Annotated in this window: 18 protein-coding genes; 14 read left to right on the forward strand and 4 right to left on the reverse strand. The window is 63.1% G+C overall.

Annotation, left to right across the window (positions count from 1 at the left end; genetic code table 11):
• Window position 1: 1 nt before the first annotated feature.
• Both NKH99_RS26445 and NKH99_RS26450 read right to left on the reverse strand, forming a co-directional pair.
• On the reverse strand, window positions 2-661 hold the full coding sequence (locus tag NKH99_RS26445) for a L,D-transpeptidase (protein WP_352474291.1): 660 nt from the start codon (window positions 659-661) through the stop codon (window positions 2-4).
• A gap of 377 nt (window positions 662-1,038) precedes the next feature.
• Window positions 1,039-1,932, reverse strand: coding sequence for a LysR family transcriptional regulator (locus NKH99_RS26450; protein ID WP_352775843.1), 894 nt, complete (start codon window positions 1,930-1,932; stop codon window positions 1,039-1,041).
• A 151-nt stretch (window positions 1,933-2,083) separates the two neighbouring features.
• Between NKH99_RS26450 and NKH99_RS26455 the strand changes: the two genes are divergently transcribed.
• From NKH99_RS26455 to NKH99_RS26520, 14 genes are all read left to right on the forward strand, one after another.
• Window positions 2,084-3,274, forward strand: a complete 1,191-nt coding sequence (locus NKH99_RS26455; RefSeq protein ID WP_353016457.1) for an MFS transporter — start codon at window positions 2,084-2,086, stop codon at window positions 3,272-3,274.
• A complete protein-coding gene (locus NKH99_RS26460; protein ID WP_353016459.1) occupies window positions 3,271-3,741 on the forward strand; it encodes a cyclophilin-like fold protein in 471 nt (156 codons plus the stop codon). The genes NKH99_RS26455 and NKH99_RS26460 overlap by 4 nt, the downstream gene beginning before the upstream one ends.
• An 18-nt stretch (window positions 3,742-3,759) precedes the next feature.
• The gene (locus NKH99_RS26465; RefSeq protein ID WP_352542625.1) at window positions 3,760-4,155 is read left to right on the forward strand and encodes a (R)-mandelonitrile lyase; all 396 of its coding nucleotides are present in this window, start codon (window positions 3,760-3,762) and stop codon (window positions 4,153-4,155) included.
• A 25-nt stretch (window positions 4,156-4,180) separates the two neighbouring features.
• Window positions 4,181-5,197: a zinc-dependent alcohol dehydrogenase family protein gene (locus NKH99_RS26470; RefSeq protein WP_352503430.1), complete on the forward strand. Its 1,017-nt coding sequence runs from the start codon at window positions 4,181-4,183 to the stop codon at window positions 5,195-5,197.
• Between the two features lie 149 nt (window positions 5,198-5,346).
• Window positions 5,347-5,685: a lipocalin-like domain-containing protein gene (locus tag NKH99_RS26475; protein WP_353016462.1), complete on the forward strand. Its 339-nt coding sequence runs from the start codon at window positions 5,347-5,349 to the stop codon at window positions 5,683-5,685.
• A 40-nt stretch (window positions 5,686-5,725) separates the two neighbouring features.
• Window positions 5,726-6,907 carry an arabinose transporter gene (locus tag NKH99_RS26480; protein WP_353016464.1) on the forward strand — a complete coding sequence of 394 codons (1,182 nt, stop codon included), beginning with the start codon at window positions 5,726-5,728 and terminating at the stop codon, window positions 6,905-6,907.
• A 1,181-nt stretch (window positions 6,908-8,088) separates the two neighbouring features.
• Window positions 8,089-8,700 carry a cupin domain-containing protein gene (locus NKH99_RS26485; protein WP_023679230.1) on the forward strand — a complete coding sequence of 204 codons (612 nt, stop codon included), beginning with the start codon at window positions 8,089-8,091 and terminating at the stop codon, window positions 8,698-8,700.
• Between the two features lie 116 nt (window positions 8,701-8,816).
• Window positions 8,817-9,755, forward strand: coding sequence for an ABC transporter substrate-binding protein (locus tag NKH99_RS26490; RefSeq protein WP_352542622.1), 939 nt, complete (start codon window positions 8,817-8,819; stop codon window positions 9,753-9,755).
• A 74-nt stretch (window positions 9,756-9,829) separates the two neighbouring features.
• Window positions 9,830-10,627, forward strand: coding sequence for an ATP-binding cassette domain-containing protein (locus tag NKH99_RS26495; protein WP_023721835.1), 798 nt, complete (start codon window positions 9,830-9,832; stop codon window positions 10,625-10,627).
• On the forward strand, window positions 10,624-11,628 hold the full coding sequence (locus NKH99_RS26500; protein ID WP_352503424.1) for an ABC transporter permease: 1,005 nt from the start codon (window positions 10,624-10,626) through the stop codon (window positions 11,626-11,628). Before NKH99_RS26495 ends, NKH99_RS26500 begins: the two co-directional genes overlap by 4 nt.
• A gap of 4 nt (window positions 11,629-11,632) precedes the next feature.
• Window positions 11,633-12,721: a phosphotriesterase family protein gene (locus NKH99_RS26505; protein WP_353016467.1), complete on the forward strand. Its 1,089-nt coding sequence runs from the start codon at window positions 11,633-11,635 to the stop codon at window positions 12,719-12,721.
• A 27-nt stretch (window positions 12,722-12,748) separates the two neighbouring features.
• Window positions 12,749-13,519 (forward strand): glutamine amidotransferase, encoded by a 771-nt coding sequence (locus NKH99_RS26510; RefSeq protein WP_353016469.1) that lies wholly within the window; start codon window positions 12,749-12,751, stop codon window positions 13,517-13,519.
• Window positions 13,520-13,522: 3 nt separating this feature from the next.
• Complete coding sequence (locus tag NKH99_RS26515; protein ID WP_352503421.1) at window positions 13,523-14,431, forward strand: ribokinase; 909 nt, start codon at window positions 13,523-13,525, stop codon at window positions 14,429-14,431.
• On the forward strand, window positions 14,428-15,258 hold the full coding sequence (locus NKH99_RS26520) for a BtpA/SgcQ family protein (RefSeq protein ID WP_352474307.1): 831 nt from the start codon (window positions 14,428-14,430) through the stop codon (window positions 15,256-15,258). Before NKH99_RS26515 ends, NKH99_RS26520 begins: the two co-directional genes overlap by 4 nt.
• Before the next feature lie 38 nt (window positions 15,259-15,296).
• Here NKH99_RS26520 and NKH99_RS26525 read toward each other — a convergent pair whose 3' ends face one another.
• Both NKH99_RS26525 and NKH99_RS26530 read right to left on the reverse strand, forming a co-directional pair.
• Window positions 15,297-15,683 carry a type II toxin-antitoxin system VapC family toxin gene (locus tag NKH99_RS26525; protein WP_353016474.1) on the reverse strand — a complete coding sequence of 129 codons (387 nt, stop codon included), beginning with the start codon at window positions 15,681-15,683 and terminating at the stop codon, window positions 15,297-15,299.
• The gene (locus NKH99_RS26530; protein ID WP_353016477.1) at window positions 15,604-15,918 is read right to left on the reverse strand and encodes a type II toxin-antitoxin system Phd/YefM family antitoxin; all 315 of its coding nucleotides are present in this window, start codon (window positions 15,916-15,918) and stop codon (window positions 15,604-15,606) included. Before NKH99_RS26530 ends, NKH99_RS26525 begins: the two co-directional genes overlap by 80 nt.
• Window positions 15,919-16,159 lie beyond the last annotated feature (241 nt).

Genomic DNA, 16,159 nt, shown 5'->3' on the forward strand with positions numbered 1-16,159 from the left:
ATCATTCGACAGTGGTGGAAGCGGGCGCCTGGTCGGCGATGTGCGGCAGGACCTGCACCGCGGTGCCGATCGGGCAGCGCTGGTAGAGGTCGATGATGTCTTCCGGGAACATGCGGATGCAGCCGCTGGAAGCGTCGGTGCCGATGCTCCATGGCTCCAGCGTGCCATGCAGGCGGTAGCCGGTGTCGGCGCCGTCGCGGTGCAGATAGAGCGCGCGCGGCCCGAGCGGATTGTTGGACGCGCCGCCTGCGATCATGTCCGGTAGCTCCGGCCTGCGCTTGCGCATTTCGGGAGGCGGGACCCAGTCCGGCCACAGCGCGCGGCGGTCGATCGTCGCGCGGCCGTACCATTTGAAGCCGTCCTTGCCGACGCCGACGCCGTAGCGGATGGCAGTCTTGTTTTCCATGATGACGTAGAGGAAATGGTGGCGGGTATCGACCACGACGGTGCCGACCGGCTCGCTACTGAAATACTTGACGATCTGGCGATGCCATCTCTTGTCGATCTTGGCGAAGTTGGTCTTGCGATACACAAAATTGTTGTCGCTGGCGGTACCGGCGAAAAAGGATTTTGCCGCCGCTGCTTGAGCAATATTGCCGGTTGCACCCATCGCGACCAGCGCCAGGCCGCCGAGCACGACACCCCTGCGTGATAAAACCATCGGCAATATTCCCCCTCATGCCAAAAGCCTGGCGGACCATAGTTGAGAATTACTTCGCCTCAAAGTGGAAAATGCTGCGTTGCTTCAGTCCGCCGTGTCCGGACATTCGTCATTGCCGGGTTCGGGTGGGTAGACCGGGTGATCGGCAGATTGCTCGACGAGCGTGGATACAGGTGGGTTGCGGTCGACCTCGACGCCAAAAATGTAGAGCGGTCCCGGAAAGAACGTCTACCGGTCTTTTCGGCAACGCTTCGCAGGAGGAGATGGTGGCCGCCGCGAAAATTGACAGCGCAAAGCCCTGGTGATCACTCTGGACGACCCCCGAGGTAGCCAGATCGGGCCTTGCGGCGCTGAGACGCAAACTGCCCGACCTCCCGTCAGATGCGATGGCGGAGCGCCTCAACGATCACCGCCATCGCAGGCGAGAGCTGTCGCCTGCTCGGGTAGTAGAGGTGATAGCCCGCAAACGGCGGACTCCAGTCGTCAAGCACGAGCCTAAGGCATCCCTTGGCGATGTGCTGGCTGACGAGGTTTTCCGGGACATAGGCGATCCCGAAACCGCTTATCGCAGCCTCGATCATGGGAATGGACGAATTGAAGGTGAGTTGGCCTTCCACCCGCACACGAAGGTCGCGGCCATCCCTGGCGAATTCCCAGGCATATAATCCGCCGAACGTCGCCTGCCGCATATTGATGCAGTCATGGTCGACCAGATCCTGGGGTGCGGTCGGAACCGGATGGCGAGAAAAGTACTCGGGAGAAGCCACGGCCACGAGCCGCCAATCCGGCCCGATGCGCACTGCGATCATATCCCTGTCGATGCTCTCACCAAGCCGCACGCCTGCGTCGAAGCGCTCTTCCACAATGTTCTTCAAGCCGTTGTCGCTGTAGAGCTCGACGCACACGTCAGGATAGTCGCCGAGCAAGGGCTGCAGCTTCGGCCAGACGGTCGTCTGGAGCGCATGGTCGGACAGCGTGATACGGACCGTTCCGGAGGGTTTGTCGCGAAAGGCCACCAGGCTTGCGAGGTCGGCTTCGATTTCCTCGAAGCGGGGAACAAGAGATTGGAAAAGTCGCTCGCCGGCCTCGGTCGGAGCGACGCTCCGCGTCGTACGCGTCAGCAGGCGGACGCCAAGACGAGCTTCAAGCTCCTTGATTGTCGAACTCAGGGTCGACTGCGAGGTTCCGAGCTTGGCCGCCGCCTTGGTGAAGCTGCGCTCCCGCGCGACCGCCACGAACCAGAGCAGATCCTTCATGCCATCGCGCTGCATAGGGCACCTCCGGTCGGACATTTATATCATGAGCAGATAAGTCCATGCGAATTACTCAGTCTAATAGAATGGGTTCCTCTGCAATATCTTCCGGCATGGCGACGGGGATGGGCGGCTGATCCGCCCCAGTCGCCTTGCAAGGATGCCAATCATGGAGACGACCTACGACACAAGGCTTGTCGAAGACCGCGCCGCATGGGGCGCGGTGTTGTCGATGGCGCTGTGTGTTTTCGTGCTCATCGCGTCGGAATTCATGCCGGTCAGCCTGCTGTCGCCGCTAGCGGCCGATCTCGGCATCACCGAGGGCCGCACGGGACAGGCGATCTCGATTTCGGGCGCTTTCGCCGTCGTGACCAGCCTGCTGGTCGCGGGCCTCACACGCCGGATCGACCGCCGCCTGGTTGTGACCGGCTTCACCCTTCTCCTGATCGTATCCGGGCTCGCTGTCACTTTCGCGCCGAACTACGCGTTCCTCATGGTCGGCCGGGCGCTGCTCGGCATCGCGATCGGCGGGTTCTGGTCGATGTCGACCGCGATCGTCATGCGCCTCGTGCCGCAAGACATGGTTCCGAAGGGTCTCGCCATGCTAAACGCTGGCAATGCCATTGCGGCCACCGTCGCCGCGCCGCTGGGCAGTTTTCTTGGCGCCTATGTCGGCTGGCGCGGCGCTTTCTTCCTCGTCGTGCCGCTTGGGGTCCTGGCGCTGGTCTGGCAGTGGACAAGCCTGCCGGCGCTGCCCCCGCGCCGGAGGAAGCGTCCAGGCAATCCGCTGGCGCTCCTCGGCGGTCTTCCTGTCGCCACCGGCATGGCGTCAATCATGATGCTGTTCATGGGTCAGTTCGCGCTCTTCACCTATCTGCGGCCCTTCCTCGAGAGCGTCACTCGGCTCGACATCGCCGAGCTTTCGGCGATCCTGCTGGCGATGGGGCTGGCAGGGGTGCTCGGCACATGGTGCGTCGGCCGGCTTTTGCGCACGCGCCTGTTCAGCATCCTCATCGTCATCCCGCTGGTCATGGCCGCGCTGGCAGCTGTGCTCATCGCCGTCGGTGCCTTGCCGGTTCCCACAGCGCTGCTGCTCGTTGCCTGGGGCTTCTTCGGCACGGCCGCGCCGGTTGGCTGGGGCACGTGGCTCAGCCGAACGTTGCCGGACGACGCAGAGGCCGGCGGCGGGTTGCAGGTAGCCGTCATCCAGCTCGCCATTACAGGCGGTGCCGCGATCGGCGGCACGCTCTTCGATACGGTCGGCTGGTGGGGAGCATTCACTTTCGGCGCGGTGCTGCTCTGCGGATCGGCGCTCGCCGCCTTTGCCGCATCGCATATGGCCCGGAGGTCTTTGCCATGACCATCGAGCGTGCGCCGCTCAGCCGCCGGACATTGCTCGGCGCCGCGCTCGCGGTGGCGGCCCTGCCTCGCGCAGCCGCCGGCCAAGACCGCGAAGCCTCAGTCAGCCAGGAGCCCACCGACATGAAGATCAGGATGGTTTTCAACGGCCGCACCATGACCGCCACGCTCTACGACAATCCGTCGGCGCGCGACTTCTTCTCCATGCTGCCGCTCGACCTCAAGATCGAGGACTACGCGCATAACGAGAAGATCGCCTATCTGCCGCGCAAGCTGACTGAAGAGGGAAGCGGTCCGTTCGCCAACGAGCAGCCCTATGACCTTTGTTATTTCATGCCCTGGGGCAACCTGGCCATGTTCTACGCCGACTATCGCCATCCCGGGCTGATCAGGCTCGGCCGCTTCGATGAGGGCGAGCAGGCCCTGCACATTCGCGGCGCGTTCCCGCTTCGCATCGAACGCATTTGAGGACACAAGGACATCACCATGGACATTCTTCGCGCAGGCACGAGGCCTTCCGCCAAGGGGTCGCCTGACTGGTTCACTGGCACGGTGCGGATCGATCCGCTCTTCAATCCCTTCGATGCCGGGCGGGTCCAAGGCGCACAGGTGACCTTCGAGCCCGGCGCCCGCACCGCCTGGCATACGCATCCGCTCGGCCAGACGCTGATCGTCGTCTCGGGCCTTGGCCGCGTGCAGCGCGAGGGTGGCCTGGTCGAAGAAATCCGTCCGGGTGACGTCGTCTGGTTCGCGCCCGGCGAAAAGCACTGGCACGGCGCGTCGCCTCAGACCGCCATGACCCACATTGCCCTCCAGGAGGTCAAAGACGGCAAGGTCGTGGACTGGCTGGAACATGTCAGCGACGCCGACTACGGCGCCTGATCTTCTCCACTCGAAAGGAACCAAAATGCTCGCAACTGTTCTTCACAAACCGGGCGACATCCGCTGCGAGGAAATCGCCGATCCGAAAATCATGCAGCCAACGGACGCCATCATCAAGCTCTCGGCAAGCTGCATCTGCGGCTCGGACCTGTGGCCCTATCGCGGGCTGCAGCCGGTCGACGGCCCGATGCATATGGGCCACGAATATTGTGGCATCGTCGTCGAGGTCGGCGCAGAGGTGCGCACGGTCCGTCCCGGCCAGTTCGTCGTCGGCTCGTTCTGTCTCTCCGACAATACCTGCCCGCACTGCCGCTTCGGCTTCCAGTCGTCCTGCGTGCAACGCGAATTCATGTCGGGCGCGCAGGCGCCTTATGCCCGCGTGCCGTTGGCGGATGGCACACTGGTCGCCACCGCCGAGGTGCCGCCGGCCGAACTCATCCCCGACCTGCTGGCCGTGTCCGATGTGCTAGGCACCGGCTGGTATGCGGCCGACGCAGCCGAGGTCCGAGAAGGATCGACGGTGGTGGTGGTCGGCGACGGTGCGGTCGGCCTGATGGGCGTGCTTGCGGCCAAGGAGATGGGCGCCGAGCGCATCATCGCCATGAGCCGGCACGTCAGCCGCCAAAAACTTGCCCGCGAGTTTGGCGCCACCGACATCGTCGCTCAGCGCGGCGAGGAAGGTGTGGCTCGGATCAAAGAGCTCACCAAGGACGTCGGCGCGGACTCGGTGCTGGAATGCGTCGGCACGGCGGAATCCTTCGACCAGGCGCTGGCCTGCTCTCGCCCCGGCGGCACCATCGGCTATGTCGGGGTGCCGCACGGCGTGAGCTTCGACGGCCAAAAACTATTCTTCGGCCAGAAGCGCATGTTGGGCGGCCCGGCGCCAGTGCGCCGCTTCCTGCCCGACCTTATGGACCGTGTGCTGCAAGGTCGGATCAAGCCCGGCAAGGTCTTCGACCTCAAGCTGCCGTTGGCCGAGGTCGCTGAAGGCTACCGCGCCATGGACGAGCGGCGCGCCATCAAGGTCATGCTTTCGGTGTGAGGGAAGATTGGACGGACGGCCTGTCCGCACCCACAACAATCAGAAAAGGAACAACGCATATGACGATGAGATTGAAGATCGCCGCCCTTGCGCTTTCAGTTATCACGCCGGCTTTCTCCCAAGAGTCCCCGATCATTGGCGCATGGCGCATGAGGTCGCTCGAGGCCGGTGCCGATGGAAACCTCAAGCCCGTGCCATATTCCGGCCAGGTCATCTTCACCGAGGCCGGCACCCTCTCGGTGCAGGCCCAGAACCCCGACGCCAAGGCGCCGGACACGCCTTATACAGCCAATGGCTACGAAGCCTATTACGGGCCGGTCGCCATCAACGACCAGGACAAGACCTTCGTCATCACGATCGAGTCCTCCGTGGTCCGCAATCTTGTCGGGAAGAGCATGAAACGCAAATTCGAAGTCTCGGACAACAAACTGGTCCTCACCCCGGACAATCCGGCCGAAGGCTGGCGCGTGACCTACGAACGTTACTGATCGGAACAGCCCGACTGTCAACATGTCATCGATGGCCACAATGGCGCGGACTTCTGACCGAAATGGCGCGATGGCGGAACTGGTGCCAATCATGGCGGCTGTCTTCGCCGGCTTCCTCCTGATCGGCTTGGTGCTACCCGTCCTGCCGCTGCATCTTCACCAGCAGCTCGGCTTCGGCCCCTTCGCAGTCGGGCTGGTGACGGGCAGCCAGTTTGTCGCCTCGATGCTGTCGCGCATTGGAGCCGGAAATTATGCCGATGGGCGCGGCGGCAAGCGGGCCGTCATCGTCGGCCTCATTGCCGCTGCCCTGGCGGGGTTCATTTACCTCGGCTCGCTGGCATTGCTCGACCGGCCGATAGCGTCCGCATCGGCGCTCTTCGCCGGCCGGGCGGTACTGGGCGCGTCTGAGAGCTTCATCATCACCGGCGGCGTCGCCTGGGGTCTCTCCCTTGCAGGCGGACAGAACTCCGGAAAGGTCATAGCCTGGGTGGGCATGGCGATGTTCGCGGCGCTCGCGCTAGGCGCGCCGATCGGATCTGCGCTTTACGCGGCGAGCGGCTTCGCCGCGATCGCACTCGCGACGGTCGGCCTGCCGCTTGCGACGCTGCTTGCCATACTGCCTATGCGTGGCACCAGCCTCGCCGCGAGCGCCGCGCGACAGTCATGGACGAGCGTGGCGCAAGCGGTCTGGCTTCCCGGCGTCGGAGCTGCTTTCAGCAGCCTTGGCTATGGCGCGATCCTGTCCTTTGGCGCGCTGCTCTTTGCCGAACGCGGCTGGCAGCCGGTCTGGCTTCCCTTCACCGCTTATGCCGCGTCGCTGATCGCGGCAAGGCTGTGCTTCGGCCACCTGCCTGACAGGTTGGGGGGCGCGCGCGTCGCTGTGATCTTCGTGGCGGTCGAGGCGGCAGGGCTGATGCTGACCTGGCTTGCGCCCGGGCCTGTTCTCGCCGCCATCGGAGCGGGCCTGACTGGCCTTGGCTACTCGCTGGTCTATCCCGGTTTCGGTGCCGAGGCCGTAAGCCATCTTCCGCAACGCAGCCGCGGCCTGGCCATGGGACTGTACACCGTCTTCCTCGACGTGGCGCTCGGCTTCGGCAGCCCGGCGCTCGGCTTGGTCGCCGCGTCGGCCGGCCTGCAATTCGTCTTCCTCGTCGTCGCGACGGCGACGCTTCCGGCGTTGGGCATCGCTCTGCTGCTGGGTCGCCGTAACGCTCCACTATAGCTAGTCTGTGCTCGAGATGTCGCGCAACCACGATCGCTCCCGCTTTGGGCGACGTCTGCTTCCGGGCAATGGCAAGACCGACGTCTACGGCCGACATTGGCGCAGAGCAGACGGTCGGGTCTCCAACCCGGAGCGACAAGAGCTGACCTTTGGTCGGCGCAAGTGTCGTCCTGACGTGACCCAATGCGGTCTTCCGTTGCGAGCGTCGCTTGCTGGAGCTGCGTTAAGTCGGTCGGGGCCAATGGTATTTTCAATGGAAAGCTAATATACATGGAAACCCAACGAGCAGCGCCTGCCAGATACTTGAGGAATGCCATGCGAAGGCTCATCTTCACGGCGATGTGTATCGCCGCCGCAACAGCCGCTAACGCCCATGATTGGTACCAAGATAAGATTGACCCACAGACCAAATTCAAGTGCTGCGGCGGTTCAGATTGCCGCGCCGTACCCCGGTCTTCGGTGCGGTCCAGGGTGGACGGCGGGTACACTTATTTGCCGCATAATTTCACCATCCCACGGGACCGGGTACAGGAATCCCCGGACGGGCAATACCATATCTGCGAAAATAAATATGTTGTAACCAACCAGCTGTATTGGCGTTGCTTCTTCGCACCTCGTGTCGATGTATCTATACTTCTAAAGCATTAACCGCGCGTCGCTTCCGCAACTTACATAAGCAATGTGCTAGTCCAATTAATTCTGTTGGACTTTCTTCAAAATTGCCGAAGCTAAAGCGGTGCGCGACTGCCCCAGCGATTTCATTGGATACGTCGCGGCTATCGAGAGCCTGCGCGCCCTGGGCGTAATTCCATGGAGCGCTGCCGCAGGTGACTTCTGGGCGCGCTCCGCAATTCGGTGACAGTCCAGATTTGATCGTGTCGGCGCGCCGTGGTTGTGTAGATTGGCTGCGTGGCCCGCCTTGCCCGCATTGTCGTTCCAAGTCCACTCGCCACGTGACGCAAACGCGGTAACGGCTGGCGACTTCGACCACGATGGACAGCCAAGCGATAGGGGGTAACTGGCGCGGGATCATCAGCACGGTTCATGCGGGAGCGGCATTCGCCGGATGAGGCAGCTGCGGCTGCAGTCTCGAATTTGACGCATCAGCACTTGCAAATCGTCAGCCGAGGTCTTTTGCTCGCGCGATAGTTGCCCTTGACCGTTGAATGGTTGGCGAACAGATGAACAAAATCGATCGACGGCGGCCAGAATCAGAAACGGACGCCACCGTAAATGCCGCAAGACTTGGAACTCGGCTGCGCCTCGCCCGCCAGACACGCGGCATGACGCTGAAGACGCTGGCCGCGGCTGCGAATTGCTCGGAAAGCCTGCTGTCCAAGATCGAGAACGGCAAGGCTTCGCCGTCCCTGCCCATGCTTCACCGTCTGGTCGAGGTTCTCGACACCAACATCGGCTGGATGTTCGAGCAAGTCGACGACGACGAGGCGATCGTATTCCGGGCGGGCGCAAGGCCTTTGATCGCGCTCGACGCGCTACGGCGTGGCGAAGGAATTTCGCTCGAACGCATCATCCCGTATTCGCCTGGCCACCTCTTACAATGCAACATCCATCACATCGAGGCAGAGGGCTCGAGCGAAGGTCCGATCCAGCATGCCGGCGAGGAAGTCGGCTACGTGCTCGCCGGGCGGATCGAACTGATCGTCGACGGCAAGAGCCATGCTCTCGCCACGGGTGATGCCTTCGTGTTCAGGTCGGAGCTGCCGCATCATTACCGCAACATCGGCGAGGAACGCGCTAGCATTTTCTGGGTCAACACGCCGGCGACTTTCTGAGCAACGCTCTGCGTTCATTTGGATTGACAAATATTCAAGTCTCTTGAATGCTTGCCTCGTGCCTGTAGCACCAACGGGACCAGCCGAGGTCTGGTCCGCAAGCAAGGGGAACCGAAATGCGTCTGTTCAAACTTCTCGCCGGCTGTGCCGCCGCCATCGCCATGGGCTCGGCAGCCATGGGATCGGCGCTTGCCGATACGTTCGCTCTCGTTAACATCAACCAGCAGGCCCTGTTCTTCAACCAGATCAACGAAGGCGCGCAAAAGGCTGCCGACGCCGCTGGCGCCAAGCTGGTCATTTTCAACGCCAACAATGTGCCGAGCGCGCAGAACGACGCGATCGAGAACTACATCACGCAGAAAGTCGACGGCATCATTCTGGTCGCCATCGACGTCAACGGCGTCAAGCCTGCGATTACTGCAGCCAAGGCGGCCGGCATTCCCGTCATAGCCATCGACGCGCAGATCCCCGACGGCGACAATATTTCGTTCATCGGCGTCGACAACACCAAGGCCGGCGAGGACATCGGCAAATTCTACGCCGACTATGTGAAGACCGATATGGCCGGCAAGGCCAAGATCGGCATCGTCGGCGCACTCAATTCATTCATCCAGAACCAGCGGCTCGACGGCTTCAAGAAGGCGGTGACCGAAAGCGGCCAGGGCGTCACCTTCCTCGACACAGTCGACGGCCAGAACGTTCAGGAGACCGCGTTGAGCGCTTCGGAAAACCTGATGACGGCCAATCCCGACATGAACTCGCTCTATGCGACCGGAGAGCCGGCCTTGCTCGGCGCCGTTTCGGCGGTGACCAGCCAGGGCCGCACCGGCGACGTCAAGGTGTTCGGCTGGGACCTGACCAAGCAGGCCGTTCAGGGCATCGATGACGGCTGGGTGGTGGCGGTCGTGCAGCAGGATCCGGCCGGCGAAGGCAAGGCCGCGGTCGAAGCGCTGGGCAAGATCAAGAAGGGCGAGAAAATCGACCCGATCATCAATATCCCGGTGACGATCGTGACCAAGAAGAATGTCGACCAATATCGCGCGATGTTCAAGTAAACTGCGTCGGCGACCGAGCCGCGGCGCCGCCCGAGGCTGCGCCGCGGATCCCTTGCAATCGCGTGGAATTCCAGATGAGCAGTGGCCAGACCTATCGGGTGCGGATGAGCGGCATCTCAAAGCGCTACAACGCCATCCAGACGCTCGATGACGTGTCGCTGACGCTGAAGCCGGGCGAGGTGCTGGGGCTGGTCGGCGACAATGGCGCCGGCAAGTCGACATTGAGCAAGGTGCTGTCGGGGGCAGTGGTTCCCGACGCCGGCACCATCGAGATCGACGGCAAGCCGGTGATCTTCAGCTCGCCGGCGGACGCACGTGCGGCGCGCGTCGAGATGGTCTACCAGGACCTGTCGCTGTGCGACACGGTCGATGTTGCCGGCAATCTGTTTCTCGGCCGCGAGCCGCGCCGCCGCATCGCAGGCATTTCCTTTCTCGACAAGAAGCGCATGCATGACGAGACGCGCCAGATGCTCGATCGGCTCGGTATCGTCATTGCAGACACGCGGCTCAAGGTCGAAAACCTCTCCGGCGGGCAGCGCCAATCGATCGCGATCGGCCGCGCCGCCTCGTTCGAGCCGGCCGTGCTGATCATGGACGAGCCGACGGCAGCGCTTGCCGTGGCCGAAGTCGAGGCGGTGCTCGAACTGATCCGCGCGGTCAGTGCGCGCGGTGTCAGCGTCATCCTGATCACCCACCGGCTGCAGGATCTGTTCCTCGTCTGCGATCGCATCCAGGTCATGTATGAAGGGCGCAATGTCGCCGAGCGGCTGATCGGCGAGACCAATATCGAAGACGTGGTCAATCTGATCGTCGGCCGCAAGTTCAGTGCGCGTTCCGCCACCAACGGCTATCGCGGTGGAGCGCCGGCATGAGCGACGCGATCCACACCGCCCAGCCCTCACGAGTACGCAGGGGCACCTGGCGCGATGCGCTGCTCGCCAATGGCAGCGTCGTCTCGATCGCGCTGTTCTTTCTGGTCGTCTGCATCATCTTCTCGGTTGCGACCGACGCGTTTCTGACATCGCCCAATCTGTTGAACATCCTGCGGCAGTCGGCGCCGCTGCTGATCGTCGCCGCGGCAATGACTTTCGTCATCACCACTGGCGGCATCGATCTTTCGGTCGGCTCCGTGCTGGCGCTGGTGGCGACGCTGTCGGCGACGGTTTTGCAGTTTGGCCTGCCGTGGCCAGTCGTTATCCTCGCCATGTTGGCGCTCGGTGCCCTGCTTGGGGCGGTACAGGGCTATTTCATTGCCTATGAGGGCATCCCGTCCTTCATCGTCACGCTTGCCGGGCTTTCGGTGATCCGTGGCGTGGCGCTGCTGATCACCGGCGGCTATTCCATCCCCATCGAGCCAGGAAGCGCTTTCACCGTGCTGGGCCGCGCCTGGTTTCTTGGCGTGCCGGTGCCGGCGCTGATCGCGCTGGCGATCCTGGCCATCGCCTATCTCGCCTTCAACGAGACGCCATTCGGCCGCTATGTCACCGGTATCGGCGCCAATGCCGAGGCGGTGCGGCGCGCCGGCGTCAACACGCGGCAGACGACGCTCTTCGTCTATGTGATTTCCGCCACCGCGGCAGCCCTTGCCGGGATCATTATTGCTGCCCGGCTTGGATCGGGATCTTCGAATGCCGGCCAGGGTTTCGAGCTGGAAGTCATCGCCGCCGTCGTGCTCGGCGGCACCAGCCTGTTCGGCGGCCGCGGAACGATCATCGGCACGGTGCTCGGCGCGCTGACCGTGGCCGTCATCGGCAACGGCCTGATCCTGGCGCATCTGTCGCCTTTCCTGACGCCGATAGTCACTGGAACGATCATCCTGATCGCCATCTGGCTGAACTTCCGCCTGTTTCGCGGCGCCGTGCGGAGCCGTTGAGCCGATGAGCGGTCTGTTCGATGACGCAGTGCCGGGCCAGCGGCTGGCGATCGGGGTCGAAACAGGCCATGTGATGACCGTGCTCGGCCCGGTTCCGGTCGACGACATGGGCATCACGCTGATGCACGAGCACATCTTGCTCGATGGCGCGCGCAGCTGGAAATGCCCCTGCCATCCCGACGACATGGCGATCGCCGAGCAGCCGGTGAACATCGAGATCATCGGCGAGTTGCGCATGAACCCTTACGTCAACCGCGACAACGTTTCGCTCGACGACGCCGACCTGGCGCTGTCGGAGCTGCAGCGCTATCGCGCGCTGGGCGGCCACACCGTCGTCGATGCCACCAATATCGGCATCGGCCGCGACCCCGAAAAGCTCGCCCGCATCAGCCGCATGTCCGGCCTGAAGATCGTCATGGGCACCGGCTTCTATCTCGAGCACACCCATCCCGAATGGCTGAAGGCGATGGAGGTGGACGCCGTGACCGAGTTCATCGTCAACGATGTCGGCGGCGGCGAGACGCAGCCGCCGATCATGGCCGGGCTGATCGGCGAAGTCGGCGTCAGCAAGGATTTCACCGCCGAGGAACGCAAGTCGCTGCGGGCTTCGGCGCGCGCCTCGCGCATAACCGGCGTGCCGCTGTCGATCCATCTGCCTGGCTGGGAGCGGCTGGCGCACGACGTGCTCGATATCGTCGAGGCCGAGGGCGCCGATCTTCGCCACACCGTGCTCTGCCACATGAACCCGAGCCACGACGATCCCGATTACCAGAAAAGCCTCGCCCGGCGCGGCGCGTTCCTCGAATACGACATGATCGGCATGGACTATTATTATGCCGACCAGGACGCGCAATCGCCCTCCGACGAAGAGAACGCACGCGCCATCGCCGCCCTTGTCGAGGCGGGCTTCGGCGACCGCCTGCTGTTGTCGCAGGATGTGTTCCTCAAGATCATGCTGACGCGCTTCGGCGGCTTCGGCTATGGCTATATCCTGAAGCATTTCATACCGCGCCTGAAACGCCACGGCGTCGAGCAGCCGGCCATCGACCGCATGCTGATCGCCAATCCGAAAAGCGTATTCGCGCGGCTCTAAGCGGCCTGGAATTACACTGGAGTTCAAATGTCCAAGAAGAAGATCCTGCTTGCCGGCGAATCCTGGGTGTCGACCGCGACCCATATCAAGGGTTTCGACCAGTTTCCGACCGTTACCTACCACACCGGCGCAGACGAGTTGCTGGGCGCACTGAAGGCGACCGACTTCGACGTCATGTTCATGCCGGCGCATGAGGCGCAGCGCGGCTTTCCACAGACCATGGAGGCGCTGTCGGCCTATGACGCGGTCGTGCTCTCCGACATCGGCGCCAACACGCTGCTGCTGCATCCCGACACCTGGGTCCACTCCAAGCCGACGCCGAACCGCCTGCGCCTGCTCCGCGATTACGTCAGCGGCGGCGGCGGTCTATTGATGTTCGGCGGTTACTACAGCTTCCAGGGCATCAATGGCGGCGCGCGCTACCACAAGACCCCGGTCGAGGACGTGCTACCGGTGAACTGCCTGGCCTACGACGACCGCGTCGAGGTTCCCGAAGGTTTTGCGCCGGTGCCAAAACCAGGGTCGAGCCATCCCATCCTCAGGGGCCTCGGCTCGGACTGGCCGATCCTGCTCGGTTTTAACGAGGTGACGCTGAACGACGGGGCCGAGGTCCTGGCCAGCGTGTCGTCGGACTATGGCTCGCTGCCGCTGCTTGTCACCGGCCATTACGGCAAGGGCCGCACCGTGGCCTGGACATCCGATGTCGGGCCGCATTGGCTGCCGCCGCAATTCATCGCCTGGCCAGGCTACAAGACCCTGTTCGAACAGATGCTGGGCTGGGCGACCGGTGAGAGCTGAGTCATGCATGTCCACGTCGTCGGCAATGCCTGCGTCGACACCATGTTTCGTGTCGGCCGCTTCCCTGCCGCGGGCGAGACTTTGAATGCCGTGAGCTACGCCGACGGTCTCGGCGGCAAAGGCGCCAACCAGGCGGTCGCAGCAGCACGGACTGGTGCAGAGGTGACGTTCTGGACGGCGCTCGGCAAGGACCCCGCAGGCGCATGGATCAGGAGCCGCCTCGACAGCGAGCTGTCAGACCTTGAGGTGAGCGAATTCGAGCTGCCGAGCGACCGCTCGACCATCGTCGTCGATAAAGGCGGAGAGAATTTCATCGTCAGCGGCGTCGCTTGCAGCGAAGCCTTCGATCCGGTGACGCAGACAGCACTTGTCCGCTGGATCGCCCCCGGCGACACCCTCGTCTGCCAGGGAAATTTGCGGACTGCCGTGACCAATGCCTGCCTCAGAGCAGCAAAGGAAAACGGTGCGCGCACCGTTCTCAACGCCAGCCCGATCGACACGGCCTCGCTGCCCGATCTCGGCCTGGCGGAGGTTCTGGTGGTCAACCAATCCGAAGCGCAAATCTTGACCGGCCGGGATGACATGACAGCAGCCGCTGGCGCGCTGGTGGCCAAAGGCGCAGGCACCGTCGTCATCACCCTCGGTGCCGCAGGCTGTATCGTGCTTGGCACGGACCGGACGGAACCGCTTCGCTTGCCGGTGCCGCAGGTCGAGGCGCTCGACACCAGCGGCGCGGGCGATGTGTTCTGCGGCTGTCTGGCCGGTGGGCTTGCCCGTGGCATGCCGGTCATCTCGGCGCTGAAGCTGGCGCTCGCCGCCGCCGCAATCGCCGTGACACGGCCGGGTACGCTGGCATCCTGTCCTTCCGCCTCCGAGATGGCGGCGCTCATCGATCAAATGGAGCTCTCATGACCCAGCTCGGCCAATCTGGCGGCGACGCGCTCGTGGACCTTTTCGGCCGCACAAAGGTGGTGATCGGCGTCGTTCATCTGGCGCCGCTGCCCGGCGCGCCGCGCTATGACGGCGAGGCTATCGAGGCGATCTACCAGCGCGGGCTCGACGACGCCAAGGCCTATCTCGACGGCGGCTGCGACGGCGTCATCGTCGAGAACCATGGCGACATCCCCTTCGCCAAGCCTGATGATATCGGCCCGGAGACGGCGGCCTACATGGCAGTGGTTTCCGACCGCATCCGCCGCGAACTCGGCAGGCCGATCGGCATCAATGTGCTGGCCAATGCCGCGATCCCGGCCCTGGCGATCGCCAGCGCAGCCGGCGCCGGCTTCGTGCGAGTCAATCAATGGGCAAATGCCTACGTCGCCAATGAGGGCTTTGTCGAAGGCGAATCGGGCCGCGCGGCACGCTACCGCGCCAGGCTGCGCGCCAACGGCATTCGCATTTTCGCCGATGCCCATGTCAAGCACGGCGCACACGCCATCGTCGCCGACCGCCCGGTGGAGGAACTGGTCAAGGACCTGGTCTTCTTCGACGCCGACGCCATCATCGCCACTGGCCAGCGCACCGGCCACGCCGCGGATTTGGGCTACATAAGTATGATCAAGCAGGCCGCCGGCCTGCCGACGCTGGTCGGCAGCGGTGTCACGCCGGACAATGCCAAGGATATCCTCGCCATTGTCGACGGGGTCATCATCGCCAGCGCGCTGAAGCACGACGGCGTCTGGTGGAACCAAGTCGACTCTGCTCGAGTAAAGGCGTTCATGGGTGGTCTGAAGCGATAGCTGGACTACCCTACCGAGGGGCTTGGGGCCTAGCTTGATCAGAGACGACGGACGGGCCCAGGATACTGCGCGACCAGATCGTCGACGGTCAGCAAAGTAATGCCTTCCACAATCGATTGAGCAATCAGGATCCGACCGAAGGGGTCCTTGTCGATGGGTGGAAGCCCATCCACCGCAATGGCATACTCGCCGGTGATTGGCAGCTCATGATAGGCATTGTCTATCAGGCCCCGACGTAAAAGACGCGCATCGACCCTGAAGTCGGGGCGCCCCAGACCGCGTTTAAAGGCAATCTCCCAGAGACTTGCGGCGCTGAATGTCAAGTGGTTATCGGCATTCTCGATCTCAGCGAGGGCTGCGGGCGGGAGCTTTTCGGGCTCGCCCGCCGCCCAGAGCAGAAGATGGGTATCGAGAAGAAGTTTCATGGCCGCCAAACAGCTTCTCGATTTCGTCATCGGCCATGCGATCAAAATCGTCCGGAACTGAAAACCGCCCGGCCATAAAACCCACCCGACGCATTTCGCCGGCCGCAGGTGCGTCTATGGCAACGACCTTGACCATCGGCTTGCCGGATTTGGCGATAATGAAGGATTCGCCTTTGGCCCCCTGTCGACAAGACGAGACAGATGTCTTGGCCTCGTGGATATTGACGGTGCGCATTGCGGGCCTCTGACTTAGTCCATGGAACTTAGTCTACTCGGGCCCGATTTTTTTAAGCGTGTTTCAGTCAGTGAAGGTGAAGGATGCCGGATGCGGCCGATCCTTTCGGATCGGCCGCATGGCACGACTTCAACAAAGACGCGTAATCGATTGTCTGAACTGCATGTTTGTTGGGACTACGTCTCACCTGATGTTGGCCGAACCTGTTGGTCCGCCATACGAGGTCGGAGTTCACAGGAGC

The sequence above is a fragment of the Mesorhizobium sp. M0854 genome (genome assembly GCF_040319815.1).
Classification (GTDB): Bacteria; Pseudomonadota; Alphaproteobacteria; order Rhizobiales; family Rhizobiaceae; genus Mesorhizobium.